Origin of the sequence: Pseudomonas sp. Irchel 3E13 (genome assembly GCF_900187455.1) — a bacterium.
Taxonomy (GTDB): Bacteria; Pseudomonadota; Gammaproteobacteria; order Pseudomonadales; family Pseudomonadaceae; genus Aquipseudomonas.
Genome location: NZ_FYDX01000013.1, coordinates 149639 through 167549 on the forward strand (window position 1 = coordinate 149639; position 17911 = coordinate 167549).

At 65.1% G+C, this 17911-nt stretch carries 16 protein-coding genes and 2 pseudogenes; 8 read left to right on the forward strand and 10 right to left on the reverse strand.

Annotation, left to right across the window (positions count from 1 at the left end; all coding sequences use genetic code 11):
* Positions 1-2 precede the first annotated feature (2 nt).
* The 7 genes and pseudogenes from CKW37_RS22730 (at position 3) to CKW37_RS22760 (ending at position 6995) form a co-directional block, all read left to right on the forward strand.
* Positions 3-1967 carry a GMC family oxidoreductase gene (locus CKW37_RS22730; protein ID WP_095158510.1) on the forward strand — a complete coding sequence of 655 codons (1965 nt, stop codon included), beginning with the start codon at positions 3-5 and terminating at the stop codon, positions 1965-1967.
* 156 nt (positions 1968-2123) lie between these two features.
* Positions 2124-2795 (forward strand): DUF3313 domain-containing protein, encoded by a 672-nt coding sequence (locus CKW37_RS22735; RefSeq protein ID WP_095158511.1) that lies wholly within the window; start codon positions 2124-2126, stop codon positions 2793-2795.
* A gap of 100 nt (positions 2796-2895) precedes the next feature.
* Positions 2896-3474 (forward strand): flavin reductase family protein, encoded by a 579-nt coding sequence (locus CKW37_RS22740; RefSeq protein WP_095158512.1) that lies wholly within the window; start codon positions 2896-2898, stop codon positions 3472-3474.
* A gap of 109 nt (positions 3475-3583) precedes the next feature.
* A complete protein-coding gene (locus CKW37_RS22745; protein ID WP_256587839.1) occupies positions 3584-4267 on the forward strand; it encodes a transcriptional regulator in 684 nt (227 codons plus the stop codon).
* A 9-nt stretch (positions 4268-4276) separates the two neighbouring features.
* Positions 4277-5071 carry a PhzF family phenazine biosynthesis protein gene (locus CKW37_RS22750; RefSeq protein ID WP_095158513.1) on the forward strand — a complete coding sequence of 265 codons (795 nt, stop codon included), beginning with the start codon at positions 4277-4279 and terminating at the stop codon, positions 5069-5071.
* Positions 5068-5986 (forward strand): annotated as a pseudogene (locus CKW37_RS22755) (pyridoxal-phosphate dependent enzyme). Before CKW37_RS22750 ends, CKW37_RS22755 begins: the two are co-directional and overlap by 4 nt.
* Positions 5987-6089: 103 nt before the next feature.
* Complete coding sequence (locus CKW37_RS22760) at positions 6090-6995, forward strand: SDR family oxidoreductase (protein ID WP_095158514.1); 906 nt, start codon at positions 6090-6092, stop codon at positions 6993-6995.
* A gap of 114 nt (positions 6996-7109) precedes the next feature.
* On the opposite strand, the gene CKW37_RS22765 is transcribed toward CKW37_RS22760, so the two are convergent.
* Positions 7110-8228, reverse strand: a complete 1119-nt coding sequence (locus tag CKW37_RS22765) for an aminotransferase (protein ID WP_095158515.1) — start codon at positions 8226-8228, stop codon at positions 7110-7112.
* Between the two features lie 169 nt (positions 8229-8397).
* Here CKW37_RS22765 and CKW37_RS22770 point away from each other — a divergent pair.
* Positions 8398-8667 (forward strand): annotated as a pseudogene (locus CKW37_RS22770) (RidA family protein); the annotation flags it as partial.
* A gap of 51 nt (positions 8668-8718) precedes the next feature.
* Here CKW37_RS22770 and CKW37_RS22775 read toward each other — a convergent pair.
* From CKW37_RS22775 to trbE, 9 genes are all read right to left on the reverse strand, one after another.
* Positions 8719-9366 carry a transcriptional regulator gene (locus CKW37_RS22775; RefSeq protein WP_095158517.1) on the reverse strand — a complete coding sequence of 216 codons (648 nt, stop codon included), beginning with the start codon at positions 9364-9366 and terminating at the stop codon, positions 8719-8721.
* A gap of 403 nt (positions 9367-9769) precedes the next feature.
* Positions 9770-10015 (reverse strand): DUF2274 domain-containing protein, encoded by a 246-nt coding sequence (locus tag CKW37_RS22785; RefSeq protein WP_000108283.1) that lies wholly within the window; start codon positions 10013-10015, stop codon positions 9770-9772.
* Complete coding sequence (locus tag CKW37_RS22790) at positions 10012-11292, reverse strand: TrbI/VirB10 family protein (protein WP_003092274.1); 1281 nt, start codon at positions 11290-11292, stop codon at positions 10012-10014. Before CKW37_RS22790 ends, CKW37_RS22785 begins: the two co-directional genes overlap by 4 nt.
* Positions 11293-11294: 2 nt before the next feature.
* The gene (trbG, locus tag CKW37_RS22795) at positions 11295-12287 is read right to left on the reverse strand and encodes a P-type conjugative transfer protein TrbG (RefSeq protein ID WP_000776560.1); all 993 of its coding nucleotides are present in this window, start codon (positions 12285-12287) and stop codon (positions 11295-11297) included.
* A complete protein-coding gene (trbF, locus tag CKW37_RS22800) occupies positions 12284-12988 on the reverse strand; it encodes a conjugal transfer protein TrbF (protein ID WP_001211312.1) in 705 nt (234 codons plus the stop codon). Before trbF ends, trbG begins: the two co-directional genes overlap by 4 nt.
* Positions 12989-13006: 18 nt before the next feature.
* Positions 13007-14374: a P-type conjugative transfer protein TrbL gene (gene trbL, locus CKW37_RS22805; RefSeq protein WP_001000746.1), complete on the reverse strand. Its 1368-nt coding sequence runs from the start codon at positions 14372-14374 to the stop codon at positions 13007-13009.
* Positions 14371-14697: a hypothetical protein gene (locus tag CKW37_RS22810; protein ID WP_014603538.1), complete on the reverse strand. Its 327-nt coding sequence runs from the start codon at positions 14695-14697 to the stop codon at positions 14371-14373. Before CKW37_RS22810 ends, trbL begins: the two co-directional genes overlap by 4 nt.
* Positions 14698-14709: 12 nt before the next feature.
* A complete protein-coding gene (gene trbJ, locus CKW37_RS22815) occupies positions 14710-15453 on the reverse strand; it encodes a P-type conjugative transfer protein TrbJ (RefSeq protein WP_003092277.1) in 744 nt (247 codons plus the stop codon).
* Positions 15450-17900: a conjugal transfer protein TrbE gene (gene trbE / locus CKW37_RS22820; RefSeq protein ID WP_095158518.1), complete on the reverse strand. Its 2451-nt coding sequence runs from the start codon at positions 17898-17900 to the stop codon at positions 15450-15452. The genes trbJ and trbE overlap by 4 nt, the downstream gene beginning before the upstream one ends.
* Between the last annotated feature and the right edge of the window lie 11 nt (positions 17901-17911).

Consider the following 17911-nt stretch of genomic DNA (forward strand, 5'->3'; position numbering starts at 1 on the left):
CGATGACTGACGAAATGGATTACGAATACATCGTGGTGGGATCCGGGGCAGGGGGCGGCACGGTCGCCGCCCGCCTGGCCGAGCAAGGGCGCCGGGTGCTGGTGCTGGAATCGGGCAGCGATCCGGTGGCCAATGGCGGCGCGGAAGGTTTGCCGGAGCAGTACCAGGTGCCGGCGTTCCACCCGCGCTCCACCGAAAACAACGCGATGCGCTGGGACTTCTTCGTGCGTCACTACAGCAGTGACGCGCGGCAGTCCCAGGACCCCAAGTTCATCCGCGACTACGAGGGCGAGACCGTCAACGGCGTGCTCTATCCACGGGCCAGTTGCCTGGGCGGCTGCACCGCGCACAACGCGATGATCACGGTCTACCCGCACAACCAGGACTGGGACCATATCGCCCAGATCACCGGCGACCCGTCGTGGCAGGCCAGCGCCATGCGCGAGCATTTCGAGCGCCTGGAGAACTGCCATCACCGGCCGTTCCAGCGCTTTCTCTCGTGGTTCGGCATCAACCCGTCGCGGCACGGCTACAAGGGTTGGCTGCACACCGAGAAGGCGGTGCCGGAAGCGGTGATCGACGACCTGTCGCTGGTGCGCTCCATCGTCAAGTCCGCCGAACAGGCGTTCAAGGCCCTGGGCGAGAAGCTCAAGCGCATCGGCTGGCAATTGCAGGGCGTGGGCGATCCGAATGACTGGCGGCTGGTGCGCGACGAGGCCTTCGGCCTGCGCTATCCGCCGCTGGCGACCCACAAGCACCACCGCATGGGCACCCGCGAGCGCTTGCTGGACGTGCAGCAACGTTTCCCGGACAACCTGCATATCGAGCTGGACGCGCTGGTGACCCGGGTGCTGCTGGATGACCAGCAGCGCGCCTATGGCGTGGAGTACATCAAGGGCGCGCGGTTGTACCGGGCCTGCACCTTGCCGCGCAACCCAGCGTCCGCCGGCGAGCTGCGCCAGGTCCGCGCCAGTCGCGAGGTGATCCTCGCCGGTGGCGCGTTCAACACCCCGCAACTGCTGATGCTCTCGGGCATTGGCCCACGCGAGGTACTGGAGTCGGTCGGGGTGCCGGTGCAGGTGGAGTTGCCCGGTGTAGGGCGCAACCTGCAAGACCGCTACGAGGTCGGCGTGGTCAACCGGATGAACTTCGAGGAGTGGGAAGTGCTCAAGGGCGCGCGCTACGCCAAGGGCGACCCGCAGTACGAGGAATGGGCCAAAGGCAAGCTCGGCGTGTATTCCACCAACGGTGCGGTGCTGGCGGTGATCAAGAAGTCGTTCAAGCAACGGCCGTTGCCGGACCTGTTCTGTTTTTCCCTGCTGGCGCTGTTTCGCGGGTACTTCCCCGGCTATTCGAACCTGATCGTCGACAAGCTCAACTACCTGACCTGGGCGGTGCTCAAGGCGCACACCAACAACACCGCCGGCTTCGTCACCCTGCGTTCGAAGGACCCGGCGGATACCCCGCTGATCAACTTCCGTTACTTCGAAGAAGGCAACGACACCAAAGGCGAAGACCTGCAATCGGTGGTGGAGGGTATCAAGTTCGTCCGTGGCCTGGCCAAGCCGCTCAAGGAGGCGAAACTGATCGCCGCCGAAGAGCTGCCGGGCGACGCGGTGCAGACCGACGAACAGCTCAAGGAGTTCGTGCAGAACCAGGCCTGGGGTCACCACGCCTCCTGCACCTGCCCGATCGGTGCAGCCAACGACCCGATGGCGGTGCTCGACAGCGCCTTCCGGGTGCGCGGGGTGAGCAACCTGCGGGTGGTGGACGCGTCGATCTTTCCGAAGATCCCGGGCTTCTTCATCGTCACCTCGATCTACGTCGCCGCGGAAAAAGCCGCCCAGGTGATCCTTGCCGATGCGGCCCGCGGCCAGGCGCAGAACGCACGCAGCGGGGCCCGCACAGCGGCGGCCAGCAGTAGCGCGGCGACCACGGTGGAGGCGATGGTCGGCCAGAAAAACTGAACCGGTCGTGCTTTTCCGGCTTTGCTCCGGCACGCCGGAAAAGCTGGGCTATACCTAACCCTGCCTGACCAACCCGCCGGCCGTGCCCGGCGGGTCCCTTTCAAGACTGTCGCGGTGGCGCGGTCGAAGTACCGTGAGGCCACCCAGGAGCATGCAATGAAAGCCGCATCCATGATGGGTTCGCTTTGCCTGGCGTCGCTGCTACTGACTGGCTGCTCTAGCAGCCTGACCCAACCGACCGAGTATTCGGGCTTTCTCAAGGACTACAGCCGACTCAAAGAAGCCCGCTCGCCTTCCGGCGCGCCGGTGATGCGCTGGATCGACCCGCAACTGCAGGCCGGAACCTACCGCAGCGTGTACATCGAGCCCAGCCAGCTCTATCCCAAACCGCAGGCGACGGCGCAGATCCCGCAGAGCACCTTGACCGGAATCACCAACTACTACGACCAGGCGCTCAAGCGCGAACTGGGCAAATCCCTGCCACTGGCCAGCGCGCCGGGGCCGGGTGTGATCGTGGTGCGTCCGGCGATTACCGCCGTCAGCAGCAAGACCGAAGGGCTCAAACCCTATGAAGTGATTCCGATCGCCCTGGTCGCAGCGGCGGTGAGTACCGCCTCGGGGATTCGCGACCAGGAAACCGATATCGCCACCGAGGCCCAGTTCATCGATGGCGGCACCCAGAAAGTCGTGGCCCAGGTGGTGCGCAAAGGCACCGGCAAACCGCTGGAAAACACCAGCCAGGTACTCAAGCCGGACGATGTGAAGGCGGTGATCGATGGCTGGGCGGCGGATTTGCACCAGTCCTATCTAAACCTCAAAACCAAATAACCCCCTCCTGTAGGAGCGAGCTTGCTCGCGATCGCGACAAGCTCGCCCCGACAACAGGTGTTGTAGACTGCCTCGATTCCGCATTCCGAGGTCCTACCCCATGCCCGCGCACTTCCAGCCCGTCGATCTGAAAAAAGCCTACCGCCTGCTCAACCACGGTCCGACCGTGCTGGTATCGGCGTCCCACGACGGGGTCGATAACGTGATGGCGGCCGCCTGGGCCTGCGCCCTGGACTTCGACCCGCCCAAGGTCACCGTGGTCCTCGACAAGATCGCCAAGACCCGGCAACTGGTGGAAGGCAGCGGCTGGATGGTGCTGCATGTGCCCAATGCCGGCCAGTTGAAGCTGACTCACCAGGTCGGCACCCAAAGCCTCGCCGATACGCCGGACAAACTGACGCAGGCCGGCGTCGAGCTGTTTCGCGTCGAGGGTTACCCGGCGCCCTTGGTCGCCGGTTGTTCGGCCTGGCTGATGTGCCGCGTCATCAATGAGCCGCACAACCAGTCCACCTACGACCTGTTCATCGCCGAAGTCGTCGCCGCCTGGGCCGATGACCGCGTGTTCCAGGACGGTCACTGGACCTTCGAAACCGCCGATCCCGCGCTGCGCAGCCTGCACTACGTGGCTGGCGGGCATTTCTATGCGATCGGCGAGGCGCTGGACGTCGAGCAGCCCTGAGGGCGTGTTGCCCGCTGGCGAAACGTTCCGGCGGGCAACTTAAAAGCTTTGTTGAATTTTCAACGCTCTGTTGATATTTTTCCTGTCCACTTTCCCTGGACAGTTCGCCGTGACCCACGCCACCCACGAAGAACGCCGCCTGGTGCTGGACGTGCTGCGGGCCACGATCCGCATGCTCGGCAGCGTGCTGGGCCGCAACACCGAAGTGCTGTTGCACGACCTCACGTGCCCGGAGCGGTCGGTGCTCGCCATCGTCAACGGCCATATCAGCGGCCGTCAGGTCGGCAGCCCGATCCTCGCCGGCCCACAGGATGACCGCGGTTTCGACGCGGTCTTGCAGGCCGGGCTGGAGAAGGGCAGCCAGGCGCCGGTGGTGGTGGAGAACTACCCCACCCGTGGCCGCGATGGCCGCACGTTGCGCAGCGCCACCGTGGTGTTTCGCGATGCCGCCGGCGAGCCCTACGCCAGCCTCTGCGTGAACACCGACCTCAGCGGCATCGCCGCCGCCCAGGCGTGCCTCAAACAACTGCTCGCCACCGCGGTGGAACCGGCGCCGCCAATTACCGACACGCCGGACCTCGAGCAACTGATGACCCAGATCATCGACGGCGCGCTGCAAGACGCCGGCCGCCAGGGCGTGCGCTTCGGCAAGGCGCAGAAGCTCGATGCGGTGCGGCAGATGCACGACGGCGGGCTGTTTATCGTCAAAGGCGCGGTGGAGAAGGCCGCCGCCGCGCTCGGCGTCAGTCGTTACACGATCTACAACTACCTCGAAGAAATCCGTAACGGTTAAGGAGTCTCCATGCAACTACCGCTCTTTCAGGTCGATGCGTTCAGCGACCGCGCGTTCGGCGGCAACCCGGCGGCGGTCTGCCCGCTGCCGGCCTGGCTGGACGACGAGACGCTGCAGCGCATCGCCGCGGAGAACAACCTGTCCGAAACCGCCTACTTCGTCGCCGAAGGTGAAGGTTACCGTCTGCGCTGGTTCACCCCGGGCGTGGAAGTCGACCTGTGCGGCCACGCCACGCTGGCGGCGGCCTGGGTGTTGTTCAACGAACTGGGCGAACGCCGCGAGACCTTGCGTTTCTTCACCCGCAGCGGCGAACTGCGGGTCAGCCGCAACGGCGCGTTGCTGGCCATGGATTTCCCGCTCAAACAACCACAGCCGCAGACCCCGCCGGCCGGACTGGCCGAAGCGCTGGGTTGCCGAATCGAGGCGCTGTATCGCTGCGACGACTACATCGTGGTGGTGGAGAGCCAAGCGGTGGTGGAAGGGTTGCAACCTGACTTCGCCGCCCTGGCGCGCTACGACGTGCGCGGCGTCGCCGTGACCGCGCCGGGCACCGACGTCGATTTCGTTTCGCGCTGGTTCGGCCCGCAGGTCGGCGTCAACGAAGACCCGGTGACCGGCTCGGCGCACACCGCGCTGGCGCCGTATTGGGCCGAACGCCTTGGCAAGCGCAGCCTGCGCGCCCGTCAGGGCGGCGCCCGACGTGGCGAATTGCAGTGCGACGTGCAAGACAACGGCCGGATCATCATCAGCGGCCAGGCCGCACTTTACCTGCGCGGCACCCTTTACCTGGAGAATCGGCCATGAGCCTGCACCTGAATACACCGCTGCTGGAATCCCGCCCGCTGAGCCTGGCCAGCGGCCATGAGGTCTGGCTCAAGCTCGATGCCCTGCAACCCGCCGGCTCGTTCAAACTGCGCGGCGTTGGCCAGGCCTGCGAGCACCATGCGAAGCAAGGCAAGCGCCGCTTCATTTCGTCTTCGGGCGGCAGCCGGCATCGCCGTCGCTTACGCGGGCCGTTGCCTGGGCCTGCCGGTCACCGTGGTGGTGCCGGAAAGCACCACCGAGCGTGCCCGACAACTGATCCGCCAGGAAGAAGCCGAAGTGATCGTCCACGGTAAGGTCTGGCATGAGGCCAATGAACTGGCGCTGTCGCTGGTGGGCGAGGACGACGCGTTCATTCATCCGTTCGACGACCCGCTGCTCTGGTCAGGCCATGCGAGTCTGGTGGACGAAGTGGTCGCCAGCGGTTTCAAGCCGGATGCGGTGGTGTTGTCGGTGGGCGGCGGCGGACTGCTGTCCGGCATCTGCGAGGGCCTGGAGCGCAATGGCTGCGAGGACGTGCCGGTGTTCGCCGTGGAGACTGCGGGCGCGGCGTCGCTGGCGGCGGCAATGACGCAAAAGACATGGGCGGCGCTGGACAGCATCGACAGTATCGCTACCACGCTGGGCGCGAAGCAGGTCTGTCGTCAGGCGTTTGAACTGAGTCAGCGGCGGCCAATCATCAGTCATGTCGTCAGCGACGGCGAAGCCCTGGACGCCTGCGAGCGTTTCCTGCTCGACCACCGCGTGCTGGTGGAACCGGCCTGCGGCGCCGCGCTGGCGCTGGCTTACGCACCGAGCGAAGCGCTGCGGACGTATCACCGGGTGCTGGTGGTGGTCTGCGGTGGTGTGACGGCGACCATTGACCAGATTCGCGAGTGGCGGGCCCAGGTCGACTGACCGCCGGTCGGTGACGTGGCCGGTCCGGGCAAACCTTCCCGGACCGCCCCGTCTCGAACCTCACAGTAGCGCGCTGTTGCGCACCATCCTGTGGAGGTCTCCGATGCCGACCAAGAAGCACGACCAGTTCAGCATGCAGAACCCGCTGACCCAATACCCGCAACCGCCATTTCCGGCTCAGGGCCAGGAAGCACCGGGCCTGGATTCACGCATGAAGCCTGAGCCCGATCACGGCGAAGACACCTACAAGGGCTTCGGCCGACTGGCCGGCCGCAAGGCGCTGATCACCGGCGCAGACTCCGGGATCGGCCGCGCGGTGGCGATTGCCTTTGCTCGCGAGGGCGCCGATATCGTCCTCAACTACCTTCCCATCGAACAGGCGGATGCCCGTGAAGTGATCAAACTGATCGAAGCCGAAGGCCGTCGGGCGATCGCGATGCCGGGAGACCTGAAGGACGAGCGTTTCTGCAAGGACCTGGTGGACAAGGCCCACGAACAACTGGGCGGCCTCGACATTCTGGTGAACGTCGCTGGCAAGCAGGTGGCGCGCAAAGAGGTAGCCCATCTCACCAGCGAACAGTTCGACGCGACGATGAAGACCAATGTTTATGCGCTGTTCTGGCTGTGTCAGGCGGCGGTGCCGCTGATGCCGGCCGGGGCGACCATCATCAATACCGCCTCGATCCAGTCGTATCAGCCCTCGGCGACCTTGCTCGACTACGCCACCACCAAGGCGGCGATCGTCGCCTTTACCAAGGCACTGGCCAAGCAGGTGATCGAGCGCGGAATCAGGGTCAATGCGGTGGCGCCGGGACCGATCTGGACTGTGTTGCAGCCCAGTGGCGGCCAGCCCGCCGAGAAAATCCCGAACTTTGGCGGGCAGACCCCGATGAAGCGCCCGGGGCAGCCGGCCGAGTGTGCGCCGTTGTATGTGTTGCTGGCGTCGCAGGAGTCCAGCTATATCACCGGTGAGGTGTTTGGGGTGACGGGGGGTAATCCGTTGCCTTGAAGGGCCTGATTACTCACCAACCGGTGGGAGTGGATTCACCGGACGCCGACCCTTCGCGGATGAATCCGCTCCCACAGTATGGAGGCGATCTGAAGCCTGCGGCGCCCGGTCTGATCAGATCTCCCGCAGGAACGCCGACACCAACGCCAACCCTTCCTTCAGCACCTGCGCGTTATTGGCATAGCCAATACGCACATAGCCCTCGATATCCAGCGCGCTGCCCGGGGTGAACATCACGCCCTTGGCGTCCAGCAAACGCACGCAGAAATCCCGCGACGACAGGTCAGTGTCGATTTTCAGCAGCGCGGTAGTACCCGCTTTCGGCCGCACATAAGACACCCGCGGTTCATTCGCCACCCAAGCGTCAAGAATTTCCAGGTTGTCGCGGGTGATCGAACGGCTGCGGGCAAGGATGTACTCACGGTTTTCCAGGGCGATGGCGGCGAAGTGGTCGTCCAGCATGCCGACGCTGATGGTGTTGTAGTCGCGGTGGATCGACACGGCGTGGATCAGCGCTTGCGGGGCGACGATCCAGCCCAGGCGCAGGCCGGCCAGAGAGTAGGTCTTGGACATGCTGGCGGTGCTGATGCCTTTCTCGTAGAGGTCGGCCACCGAGGCGGTAAAGCCGTCGCCATGCTGGTCAGTGCCGCGATAGACCTCGTCGCAGAGCACCCAGGCGTCCACCGAACGGGCGATTTCGACGATCTGCTCCAGCAGCGCGCGGTCCATCAGCGAGCCGGTGGGGTTGTTCGGGTTGTTCAGGGCGATGACGCGGGTCTTGGTGTTGACCATGCCGCGCAGTTCTTCGAGGTCCGGCAGGAAGGCGTTTTCTTCGCGCAGACGCAGGATCGAGACATCGGCGCCGTAGCTTTCCGGGATCGAATAATGCTGCTGGTAGGTCGGCGCTACCGACACCACGTGGTCGCCGGGCTCTACCAGGGTCTCGTAGACCAGCGCGTTGGCGCCGATGGCGCCGTGGGTGACGATCACGTTTTCCCGCGCCTGGCTGTCGTGCAGCGAGGCGATCAGGTCACGCAGGCGGTCGGAGCCTTCGATGGCGCCGTAGGTCATTTTCATCGGCAGCAGTTCATCGAGGATGCTGTCCTGCTTGCCCGCAAACGCCAGCAACTGGCCCAGGGTGATGGACTCCACGCAGGTTTCCGCGAGGTTGTAGCGGCACTTGTTCTCGTAGGCGTTCATCCAGATTTCGACGCCGAACTCTTTGATCTTCATGGTTGCTCTCTTGTGGTTGTTGCAGGTTGATAAAAGCAGGGTTCAGGCGCGCTCGCCCAGTTATGGGTGGTGTGCGGGCGGGAAACATGTATAGCCTAAATATCTACGGTAGACAATATATCTATATGAAGAGATGATTCCTCCCGCCGGAAGCACGAGGGCACGGGCCAACGATCTGGAAGGGGACACGGCGAGCCAGACCCGCGAGACGTTGCGCAATATCGAGAGCCTGCTGGCACAGGCGGGCACGGACAAAACCCGGATTCTCTCGGCGACGATTTATCTACGGGACATCGCCACGGATTTCGCCGCGATGAATGGCGTCTGGGATGAATGGCTGCCGCTGGGCAGCGCACCGGCACGGGCGACAGTACAGGCGACGCTGTGCGATCCGCGCATGCGGGTGGAAATCAGCGTGATTGCGGCGGCGAACGCCTGACCGGCGAGGAGGGCGGCGAGCTGTCCATGGGGCAGCACGCAAAAAGGCGATTCAGGCCTGCGGTTGCGCCAGGCCACGGCCGCCAACGGGAACATCGCGCAGCGCCTTGACCCACTTGTAGACCGTCGCTCGGCCCATGCTCAGCACGTTGGCCACATAGTCGGCGGCACTGCGTCCTTCGAACGCACCTTCGGCGTACAGCGCCTCGATGAGGGCGCGTTTGTCTTTCATGCTCAAGGTATTCAGCGACAGTTGCCGCTCGGCCATCCACGCGTGCAGGAAGGTGTTGATGCGCTCCTGCCAGTCATCGCGGAACAGCGCTTCGGGCTGCGGGATCAGGCGGCTGACCTGGAAGAAGGCATTCAGCGCCTCGCGGGCCTGATCGAGCACCGAGAAATTGATGTTGATGCACAGCAGCGCCTCGGGCTGGTCCTGCTCATCGCGCAGCACGCTGGTGATGGAGCGGATCTTCTGGCCGTTCCAGTTGAGCTTTTCATAGGGACCGAGGCTGGAAACCTGGTCGAAGTCGCCGGGCAACTCGTCCAGCGCCGAGTCGTCACCCAAGGTGCGCTTGGAGAAGTTGTTGGCGATGTGCACCACGGTCTGGCTGTGCAGGTCGTGGACGATGACTTCGGCATGGGGGAAGAGCAGGGTGGCGATGCAGTCGGCGATGGTCTTGTAGTTGTCCAGTTTCTTCATGGTTGACGGCAGCGTCCTTGGGGTTGGATCGGGCAGTGGCGGGCATGATAGCAGTTGGTGTGCTGTCGGGCTCTGGGGGGGGCGGGGCTGTCCGTGCTCCGGGACGGGCAAAAAAGTGCCGGTGTCAATTCTTTCGCGCAAATCAAGAAGGACTTGAAACCGTATATGGGACAGTAGGTTAGCTCCTTTCGGGGCCGCTTAGAAGAAGAGCGGCGTTGTCGGCTAGGAGCGACATAGGAGCGTTGGGAGAGAAAGCCGCATCGCACTGTGTAGTGCTGGATTGCCGAGGAACGGCGGGCCTGTCGCATCATCATAGCCCAACAGGCTCGGCGGCATCCAGAATGAAGAACGCGCAGCCTGGGCTGCGCGTTCGATGGATGCCGTTGAATAGCATGCGGTGCAATCATGGCGGCTTCGGTGGTGTGCTGCGGGTCGCCGTGCCCTTCCTGAATCCTCGATCCCCCGCCATGAACGCTTCCAGCATATGCGGGATCAGCGTCGCCGCATCAACGGCCTCGCCATACGCCTGCGCGTGTAGCGCGGCGTAGCGGTCGAGGTCGACTTTCAAGCTGGTCGGGCAAACGAAAGTCAGCTTGGTGCTCTCGGTCTTCGGCAGCGGGCCGAGCCGCAGCTTCTTGGTCGTGCTCATCGTGAAGTCCCCCGGTTGAAGAACAGCGGCTGGTACGGCCGCAGCACCAGATCCCGGTTGACGATGATGCGAACCGGCAGGCCCGGCCGTTGCGTTAAGGTCGGCTGGATGTTGAGGTTGCGCCGGGTCATCTCCTGGCCGACCTGATTGATGCTGTCCTGCGCGCTGTCGCGCCCAGCGATGATGACGCGATCACCATCCTGCCGGTTCTCCGGCGCGGCCAGCTCGGCACCGACGCCCAGCAGCGTGGTGAGTGCCGCACCGGCAAAGATGCGGCCCCAGTGGTAGTCCACATCGTCCTCCAGCCCGGCATAGCCGGCTGGGTCGGTGCCGGCCAGGTTGTCGAGCGTGAGCGAAGACGTGTCCGGCAGGATGATCCGGTTCCAGACGACTTGAACGCGGCTCTGCCCGTAGCTGACCTGGCTGTTGTATTTGCCCAGGATGCGCGAACCCTGCGGAATCAGCAGGAAGCGCCCGGTGGCTGTGTCATAGACCGGCTCCGTCACCGTGGCGATCACGTCGCCGGGCAAGTCCGACTTGATGCCCGTCACCAAGGCACCTGCGACCACTGTTCCGGCCATAACCTGATACGGCGAAATTGGCAGAGTCAGATTGCCGGAATTACGGGTTTCAGTGGGGCCAGCTTTCATGAAAGCCTCTTTCTGGTCTTGCCGGTTTTGCACCGCTGTCGGGTCAGCAGGTTGGGCCGCCGTGGAGGCCGGCCCGGCCGCCAGCGGGTCAAACGCCGCATTGGCGGCGAAGCCCGGCGCAGCGGCCACCTGTGTCTGCGCTACCGGCGCCGCATTCTGCCCACCCGAGCGGAAGAACACGGACGAGGCCGCGGCCGCCTCGGCTTCTTTTCGCAGGGCATCGTTCGGGTCGTGACCGGGGGCCGCGTAGGCAGCCGTCGCCGGTTGCTGCGACTTCACGATAGCCGGGCCAAGATCGCCCGGCAGCGGTGGCCCTAGTTCGGGAACGGCAGGCAGCAACGCCGGCGGCAGCTTGGAATAGTCCGTCGGCAGCGCATCCAGTCCTTCCGACTTTGACACGCGATCGACGTTGTAAAGCTCGGTCTGCTCGCCTGTGCTGCGTCGATGAGGTTGCAGCGACCACATCAGCGCGCCGAGCACGGCGACCGCTAGGACGCCGGCAAGGATGGCCAGCGAGCGCCGGTTCAGGCGTGTGACTGGACGCGGCTGGGCGCGCAGCGCCACTGCCTCCGGCGCCACCTTGTCCGCCTGCGGCGCGGCAAGGTCGGGAGTGTCATCCTGGCTCATGGTCAGTTCCTCCGTGCAACACCATCGGTGCGCTCGATCCGCACCACGTCGCCGCCATCGCCGCCCAGCCGCAGTTCGGCCGCGCCGAACAGGCGATCCACGACGTAGTACGGCGAGCGAAAACGGTAGTTCACCAGTTGCCCGTCGCCCTGCGCGCCGATGACAAACAGCGGCGGCAGCTCGCCCTGGGCGATGCCCGGCGGGAACTGGATATAGACCTTCTCTCCATCATCGAAGGCGCGCAGAGGCTTCCACGGCGGGTTGCTGCCCGATACCGCGTAGCGGAAGCGGATCTTGTCCAGCGACAGGCCCGTATCGACAGGCGTTGTTGCCTGCGCTGCCTGCGCCTGGCGCTGCAACGCGAGCATTCGGTCTTTCGGATAGTCCCAGGACACCGACGCCATCCATGCCCTCTCGGTCGAGGTCAGCTCCAGCAGGTAGGTGCGCCGACTGGTGGTGATGACGAGATTGGTTTTCAGACCGGAGCGGATAGGCTTGACCAGCACATTGACGCGCAGATCGGCCCCGCCGCCGCTGGACGTGTCGCCCACGATCCAGCGCACGGTATCGCCGGCGGCGACCGTTACCAGTTCCTCGCCCGGTTGAAGCGAAACCACCGTCACGCGCCCCGGCGACGCATAGACCTGATAAAGCGCGCCATCGGTGAACGGCCACACCTGAATCGCGTTGACGTAGCCCTCACGGGTAGGCGCGATACGCGCTTCTGCATTGGCACGGGAAACGCGCACCTTTTCGTCGGCCGGCTCCGGCGCAACGGGGGCCTCATCGAGTTCCGGCAGGGGCTTCAACTGCGCCGGCAGCGCCAGCGGTTCAGGGACGGCGACGACTTCGACGGGCTTGGGCGGTTCGGGCAACGGCTGGGCCAGCACCGTCTCGTCGAGCGAGATGGATGGCGGCGGCTTCCCCTGCGAGGCGCAGCCCGCGAGGGCCAGCAGCGTCAAAGGAACAACGTAAAGGCGGAAACGAAGTTTCATGGTTTGGCTCCTTCGGAAGAATCCAGTTCGCGGCTCCATGACAGGCCGTTGACGTAGATACCCAATGGGTTCTTGAGCAGGCGCTGTTCAGTACGCGGGGTTTGCAGGACGGTCGAAAGCACGGCGTTCCAGCGTTCGGTGCCGGCGGGCGCACCGTTGACATAGCGCTGCTCTGTCCAGCGCACGTTGAAAGACGTGTCGCTCGCGCGAACCACGCTGGTGATTTGCACCGTTACCGATTCCTTGCCGATGCGGGCGAATGGGTCATTGGTGCGGGCGTAGTCGTTGAGCACCGCCGCGCCCTTGTCGGTGGTGTAGTCGTAGGCATCGAGCCAGTTCTGCCGCACCACGATGGGGTCGATGGACAGCGAGCGAACCAGCGTCACGAAGCGCGCCAGGTGGTGCGCGATCTGCGCGTCGCCGGGCCGGTACGGCGTGGCGGCCTCTCCCACGGCGCGCACCTGCCCGGCTTGATCGACCTCGATGACATAGGGCGTCACGATGGACTGCGCCGAGCGCCACACCAGGCCGCCGGCCATCAACAGCGCGAGCACTAGGCAGCCGAAGGCCATCAGGCGCCAATTCTTCGCCTGCACGCGGGCGGAGCCGATACGGTCGTCCCACACCTGGGCGGCGGCTTGATACGGGGTGGCAGGCTGCGGCGTATCGGCGTAGCGCACCTGCGGTCGTTTGAATCGCATGGGTGTTCTCCTTGAAGGTTAGGTATCGGAATCCCGCAGGCTCGGGCCTTGCCCGGAGCCGCCGCCGTCGCCGCCGCGCAGCGTGTGGGCGGCAGTGGTCGCGGCATGGGTAGCCTGCTGGCGGCGGTGCATCCGCTTGGCCCAGGCCGGTTGCTCTTGCTTCTGCGAGCCTGCGGTGCCGTCTGCGGTCTGGCCGGGGCCAGCACCGTCGCTGCCGGCTTCTGTGCCGTTCCAGCCAGCGCGGAAGGAGTCGGCCACCTTCTGCCCAACAGCGGAAGCACCAGAGGTGACGCTGCGGCCTGCGGCTTGTGCGCCAGTCTTGGCGACATTGCCGAGGCCAGCCGCCGCGCCCTTGGCACCGCCGCCGGCCGCAGCGGAACCGGCCTGGAACGCCGATCGGGCACTGCCGGCCGCCGAAGTCGCGGCACGCGCACCGGCACCGGCCAGCTTTGCGGCCGCCGGGGCCATTCGTGCCCCGGCCATGACGGCGCCGCCCACGCCCGTTACGGCGGCGCCGATGGCAACGCCGGTGCCGACAGCCCCGACCGCAGCACCAGCCATCGCGCCCGCACCAAGCTGTGGCGCACCGGACACCAGGCCGGTGGCGATACCGGGGCCGAAAATGCCCAGCGCCAGCAGCGCGAGCGAGGCCAGCATCACGACCAGCGCGTGGTCGATGGATGGTTCGTCGGGATGCACCTGGAACTCGGCGAACAGGCCTGAACCGATGCCGACGATGACGGCCAGCACCAAGACCTTGATGCCTGACGACACCACGTTGCCTAGCACCTTTTCCGCGAGGAACGAGGTCTTGTTCCAGAGTGCAAACGGGATCAAGACGAAGCCGGCGAGCGTAGTCAGTTTGAACTCGATCAGCGTGATGAAAAGCTGTACGGCCAGCACGAAGAAGCAGAGGATCACCACCAGCCAGGCGATGAACAGAACCACGATAGGGTCGATGTTCACGAACACCTCGGGGAACCCAGCCATGTCCCCGATCTGTTCCAGAATCGGCGCGGCTGCGTCGATGCCGGTCTTCGCCAGCCGGCCCGGCTGAAGGAAGTTCTCCATCGTGATGGCCGAGCCGGTAGCGGTAATTCCCAAGCCGGCGAACGAGCGGAACACGATGCTCGCCAGCCAGTTGAAGTTGCCGATGATGTAGGCGAACGCGCCGACACAGAGCACCTTGCGCAGCAGCTTGGCGATCACGTCGTCGCCCTGGCCGGTGGCGTGGCTCATGGCCCAATACAGGCCAGCGATCGTCATGTCGATGACGATGAGCGTGGCGGTGAGAAATGCCACTTCGCCCTGCAATAAGCCGAAGCCCGAGTCGATGTAGCGCGAGAACGTATCGAGGAAACGGTCGATGATGGTCACGTCGTTCATGGCGAATCCTCGGGCGGAGTGAGCGGAACGGCGCCCTCTGGCAATTCATCTGCGGGCGTATCGAAGCTCGGCGGAATCGGCGGGAGTTCAGCCAGCGAGTTGTATTCATCCGGCCCGGTATGGCCGGCGAAGAAGCGCCGCCGGAAGGCTTCAGCGGCGGCGCGGCAGGCATCCTCGCCCACGGCCTGCCGGTCGGCCGCGCATTGCCCGCGCAACGCCTTGAGCCGCACCGGATCTGCGGCCAGGGCGTCGGCCAGGTTCTCGGCCGGCTGCTGGCCGCACGCGGTCAGCAGCACGGCCATCAGGACGGAAGCGCATCGCATGGCCGCCTCCGGTCAGTTGTTATAGAAGTTGACGGACTGCGGCGTGTACGGCGTGCCGGTGCCCAGAAAGCGCCGCCGCACTTCGCGGGCGCGCTCCATAGCCGCCGCTTGCCGCGCCAGTTCCAGTGAAGCGGCCCGGTCTTGCGTGATCTGGAGCTGCTGCGCCTGGATCGACTGCTTGGCCTGCAAAGCCAGGAGCTGGTTCGTCGCCTGCATCGCTTGCAGCGCGCCGGTGGCCGACTGGCTCTGGCTCACGAGATCGGCCAGCGCGCTTTCGTCTTGGGCGAGGTTCTGCGACACCTGCGCCTGCATCCGCATCGCGGTGTGCAAGCCGTTCAAGGTGTTCTGCCAGCGTTCGCGGGCGTCCTGTGCCATGCGGTCGCCGCTGATGGTGGCGGCGTACTGTTCCGGGTACAGGCGGGCGAACGTGGCATCCATGCTCTGCACGTCGTAGGCCAAGCCGCGCGCCTCGGCGATCAGGCGCTCGGTGGTGGCGAGCGTCGAGCGCAGGCGGTTGACGATGTTGAAGTCGAGATTTGCCAGGTTCCTGGCCTGGTTCATCAACATCTGCGCCTCGTTCTGAAGCTGGTTGATCTGGTTGTTGATCTGTTCCAGCGTGCGCACGGCGGTCAGCGTGTTCTGCACGAAGTTGGACGGGTCGAACACCGTCAGCGCGGATGCGGGCTGCACGGCCAGCAGCGATACCGACAGCACGGCAGCGAGTGAGACAGAGAGCAAACGGGGCTTGGTCTTCATGGTGAAACCTCCAGCGGTTGAGAAGCGAGAAAGGAAGCTGCCGCCGGAGCGGACGGCAGCAGGTCGGCGGCCCAGCCGAGGCCGCGATGGCGCAGCCACGCGCCGGCGAAGCCGGGAGCGCCGGCCTGCGTCAGCACGCGGTCAATATCGCGTTGGTCTTGAGGGGTGGATGCGCCCGCGAATGCGAGCGCGACAGGCCCCAGGTCGAGGTCGAACAGGCGATTGCCGAGGCGCGACTGGTAGTAGTAATCGCGCTTGGGCTGTGCGGTCGCCACGATCTCAATCTGGCGGCTGTTCAAGCCGAAGCCTTCGTAGATCGTGCGAATCTGCGGCTCGGAGGCCTGCGGGTTAGGTAAGAAGATCCTGCTCGCGCAGCTTTCGATGATGGCTGGCGCGATGGTCGAGTCCTTGATGTCGGCCAGCGACTGCGTGGCAAAGATGACGCTGACGTTCTTTTTTCTGAGCGTCTTGAGCCATTGCCGGATGCGGGCCGCGAAGGACGGCTCATCGAGGAACAGCCACGCTTCATCGAGGATCAGCAGCGTGGGCGCGCCGTCAAAACGTTCGTCGAAGCGGGCGAACAGGTAGCGCAGCACTGCTTGCACGGCGGCGGGGCTGTGCATCAGTTCTTCCATCTCAAAGCCCTGCACGTCGGCCATGCCCAGCCGGTCGTGGTCAGCGTCCAGCAGCTTGCCGTGGGCGCCGCCCAACACATAGGGCGCGAGCGCTTGGCGCAGCGCGTTGGACTGCAATAACACCGACAAGCCGGTCATGGTGCGCTGCTCCACTGGCGCACCGGCAAGGCTTCGCAGCGCCGACCAAATGGCAGCCTTCTCGTCCGGGCCGACCGTCACGCCTTCGTGCAGCAGCCGGCCCTCCACCCATTCGGCGGCCCAGGTGCGGTAGCCCTCGTGGGCTATTCGCGCGAGTGGCTGGAAGGCGATGCCGCCATCGGCACCGAGGTCGTAGTGCTCACCGCCAAGGCCGAGGATGGTGGCGCGCATCGAGCGCCCCATGTCGAAGGCGAAGATCCGCGAGCCGAAGTAGCGCCGGAACTGCATGGCCAATATGGCGAGCAGCACCGACTTGCCCATGCCGGTCGGCCCGGCGACAAGGGTGTGCCCCACGTCGCCGATGTGCGTCACCAGCCGGAACGGCGTCGCGCCATCGGTGCGGGTGACGATCAGCGGCGGGCCATCGAGGTGTTCGTTCTTCTCCGGCCCAGCCCATACCGCTGACATCGGCATCATGTGCGCCAGGTTCAGCGTCGAAACGATGGGCTGACGCACGTTCGCGTATGCGTTGCCGGGGACGGACGACAGCCAGGCATCGACTGCGTTGAGGGTTTCGGGGATGGTCACGAAACCCCGGCCCTGGATGACGCGCTCCACCATGCGCAGCTTCTCGTCGGCCACGGCCGGGTCGGCGTCGAGCACCGTCACCGTGGCGGTGAGGTAGCCGAAGGCGACTTGATCGCTGCCCAGCTCCTGCAAGGCGGCATCGGCGTCGGCGGCCTTGTTGCTGGCATCGGTATCGACCAGCGGGCTTTCCTGCTGAAAGATCGTTTCGCGCAGCAGCGCGATGACGTTCTTGCGCTTGGCGAACCATTGGCGCCGCAAGCGCCCCAATTCCCGTTCCGCCTCGGCTTTGTCCAGGCACAGGAAGCGCGTACTCCAGCGATACGCAAAGCCCAGGCGGTTGAGGTCGTCCAAGATCCCCGGCCAGGTCGAGGTCGGGAAGCCTCGTACCGACACCACGCGCAGGTGCTGATCGCCCAGCATGGGCGCCAGGCCGCCGACCAGCGCGGCATCGGCCAGCAGTGCGTCGATATGGAACGGCACGTCGGGCACGCCGACGCGATAGCGCCGCGTGGAGACTGTGGCATGCAGGTAGGTCAGCGTCTGGCTATCGTCCAGCCAGGCAATCTCCGGCATCACACCATCGAGCAGGTCGAACACGCGATCGGTCTCTGCCACGAAGGAATCAAGCCGACCACGCCAGTCCACACCCTCAGTGGGCCGGTTCTCGTACAGCATCCCAGCCGCACGGGCGCGAGACTCTTGCGGCGGTAGGTGTTGCAACGTGAAGTGATAGACGCTCTCGAAATGGCCATCCGACTCCTCGAACGCCGCGCGTCGCTCCTCATCCACCAGCCAGGACAGTGGTTCGGGAAAGGAGGATTGCGGATAGCTCGATGCCCGCATCCGCTCGGCCTCGATATAGAAGGCCCAGCCAGACCCGGTACGGCGAAGCGCGTTGTTCTGCCGCGCCGACGTGGCAATCAGCTCGCCCTGTGTCGCACTGTCCAAGTCGGGGCCGCGAAACTGGAACGTGCGTTGAAACGAACCATCTTTGTTCAGCACAACGCCCGGCGCGACCAGCCCGGCCCAGGGCAGCCAGTCGGCAAGCAAGGCCGGGCGCTGACGATATTCGGCAAGGTTCAGCATGGCGTCCTCCC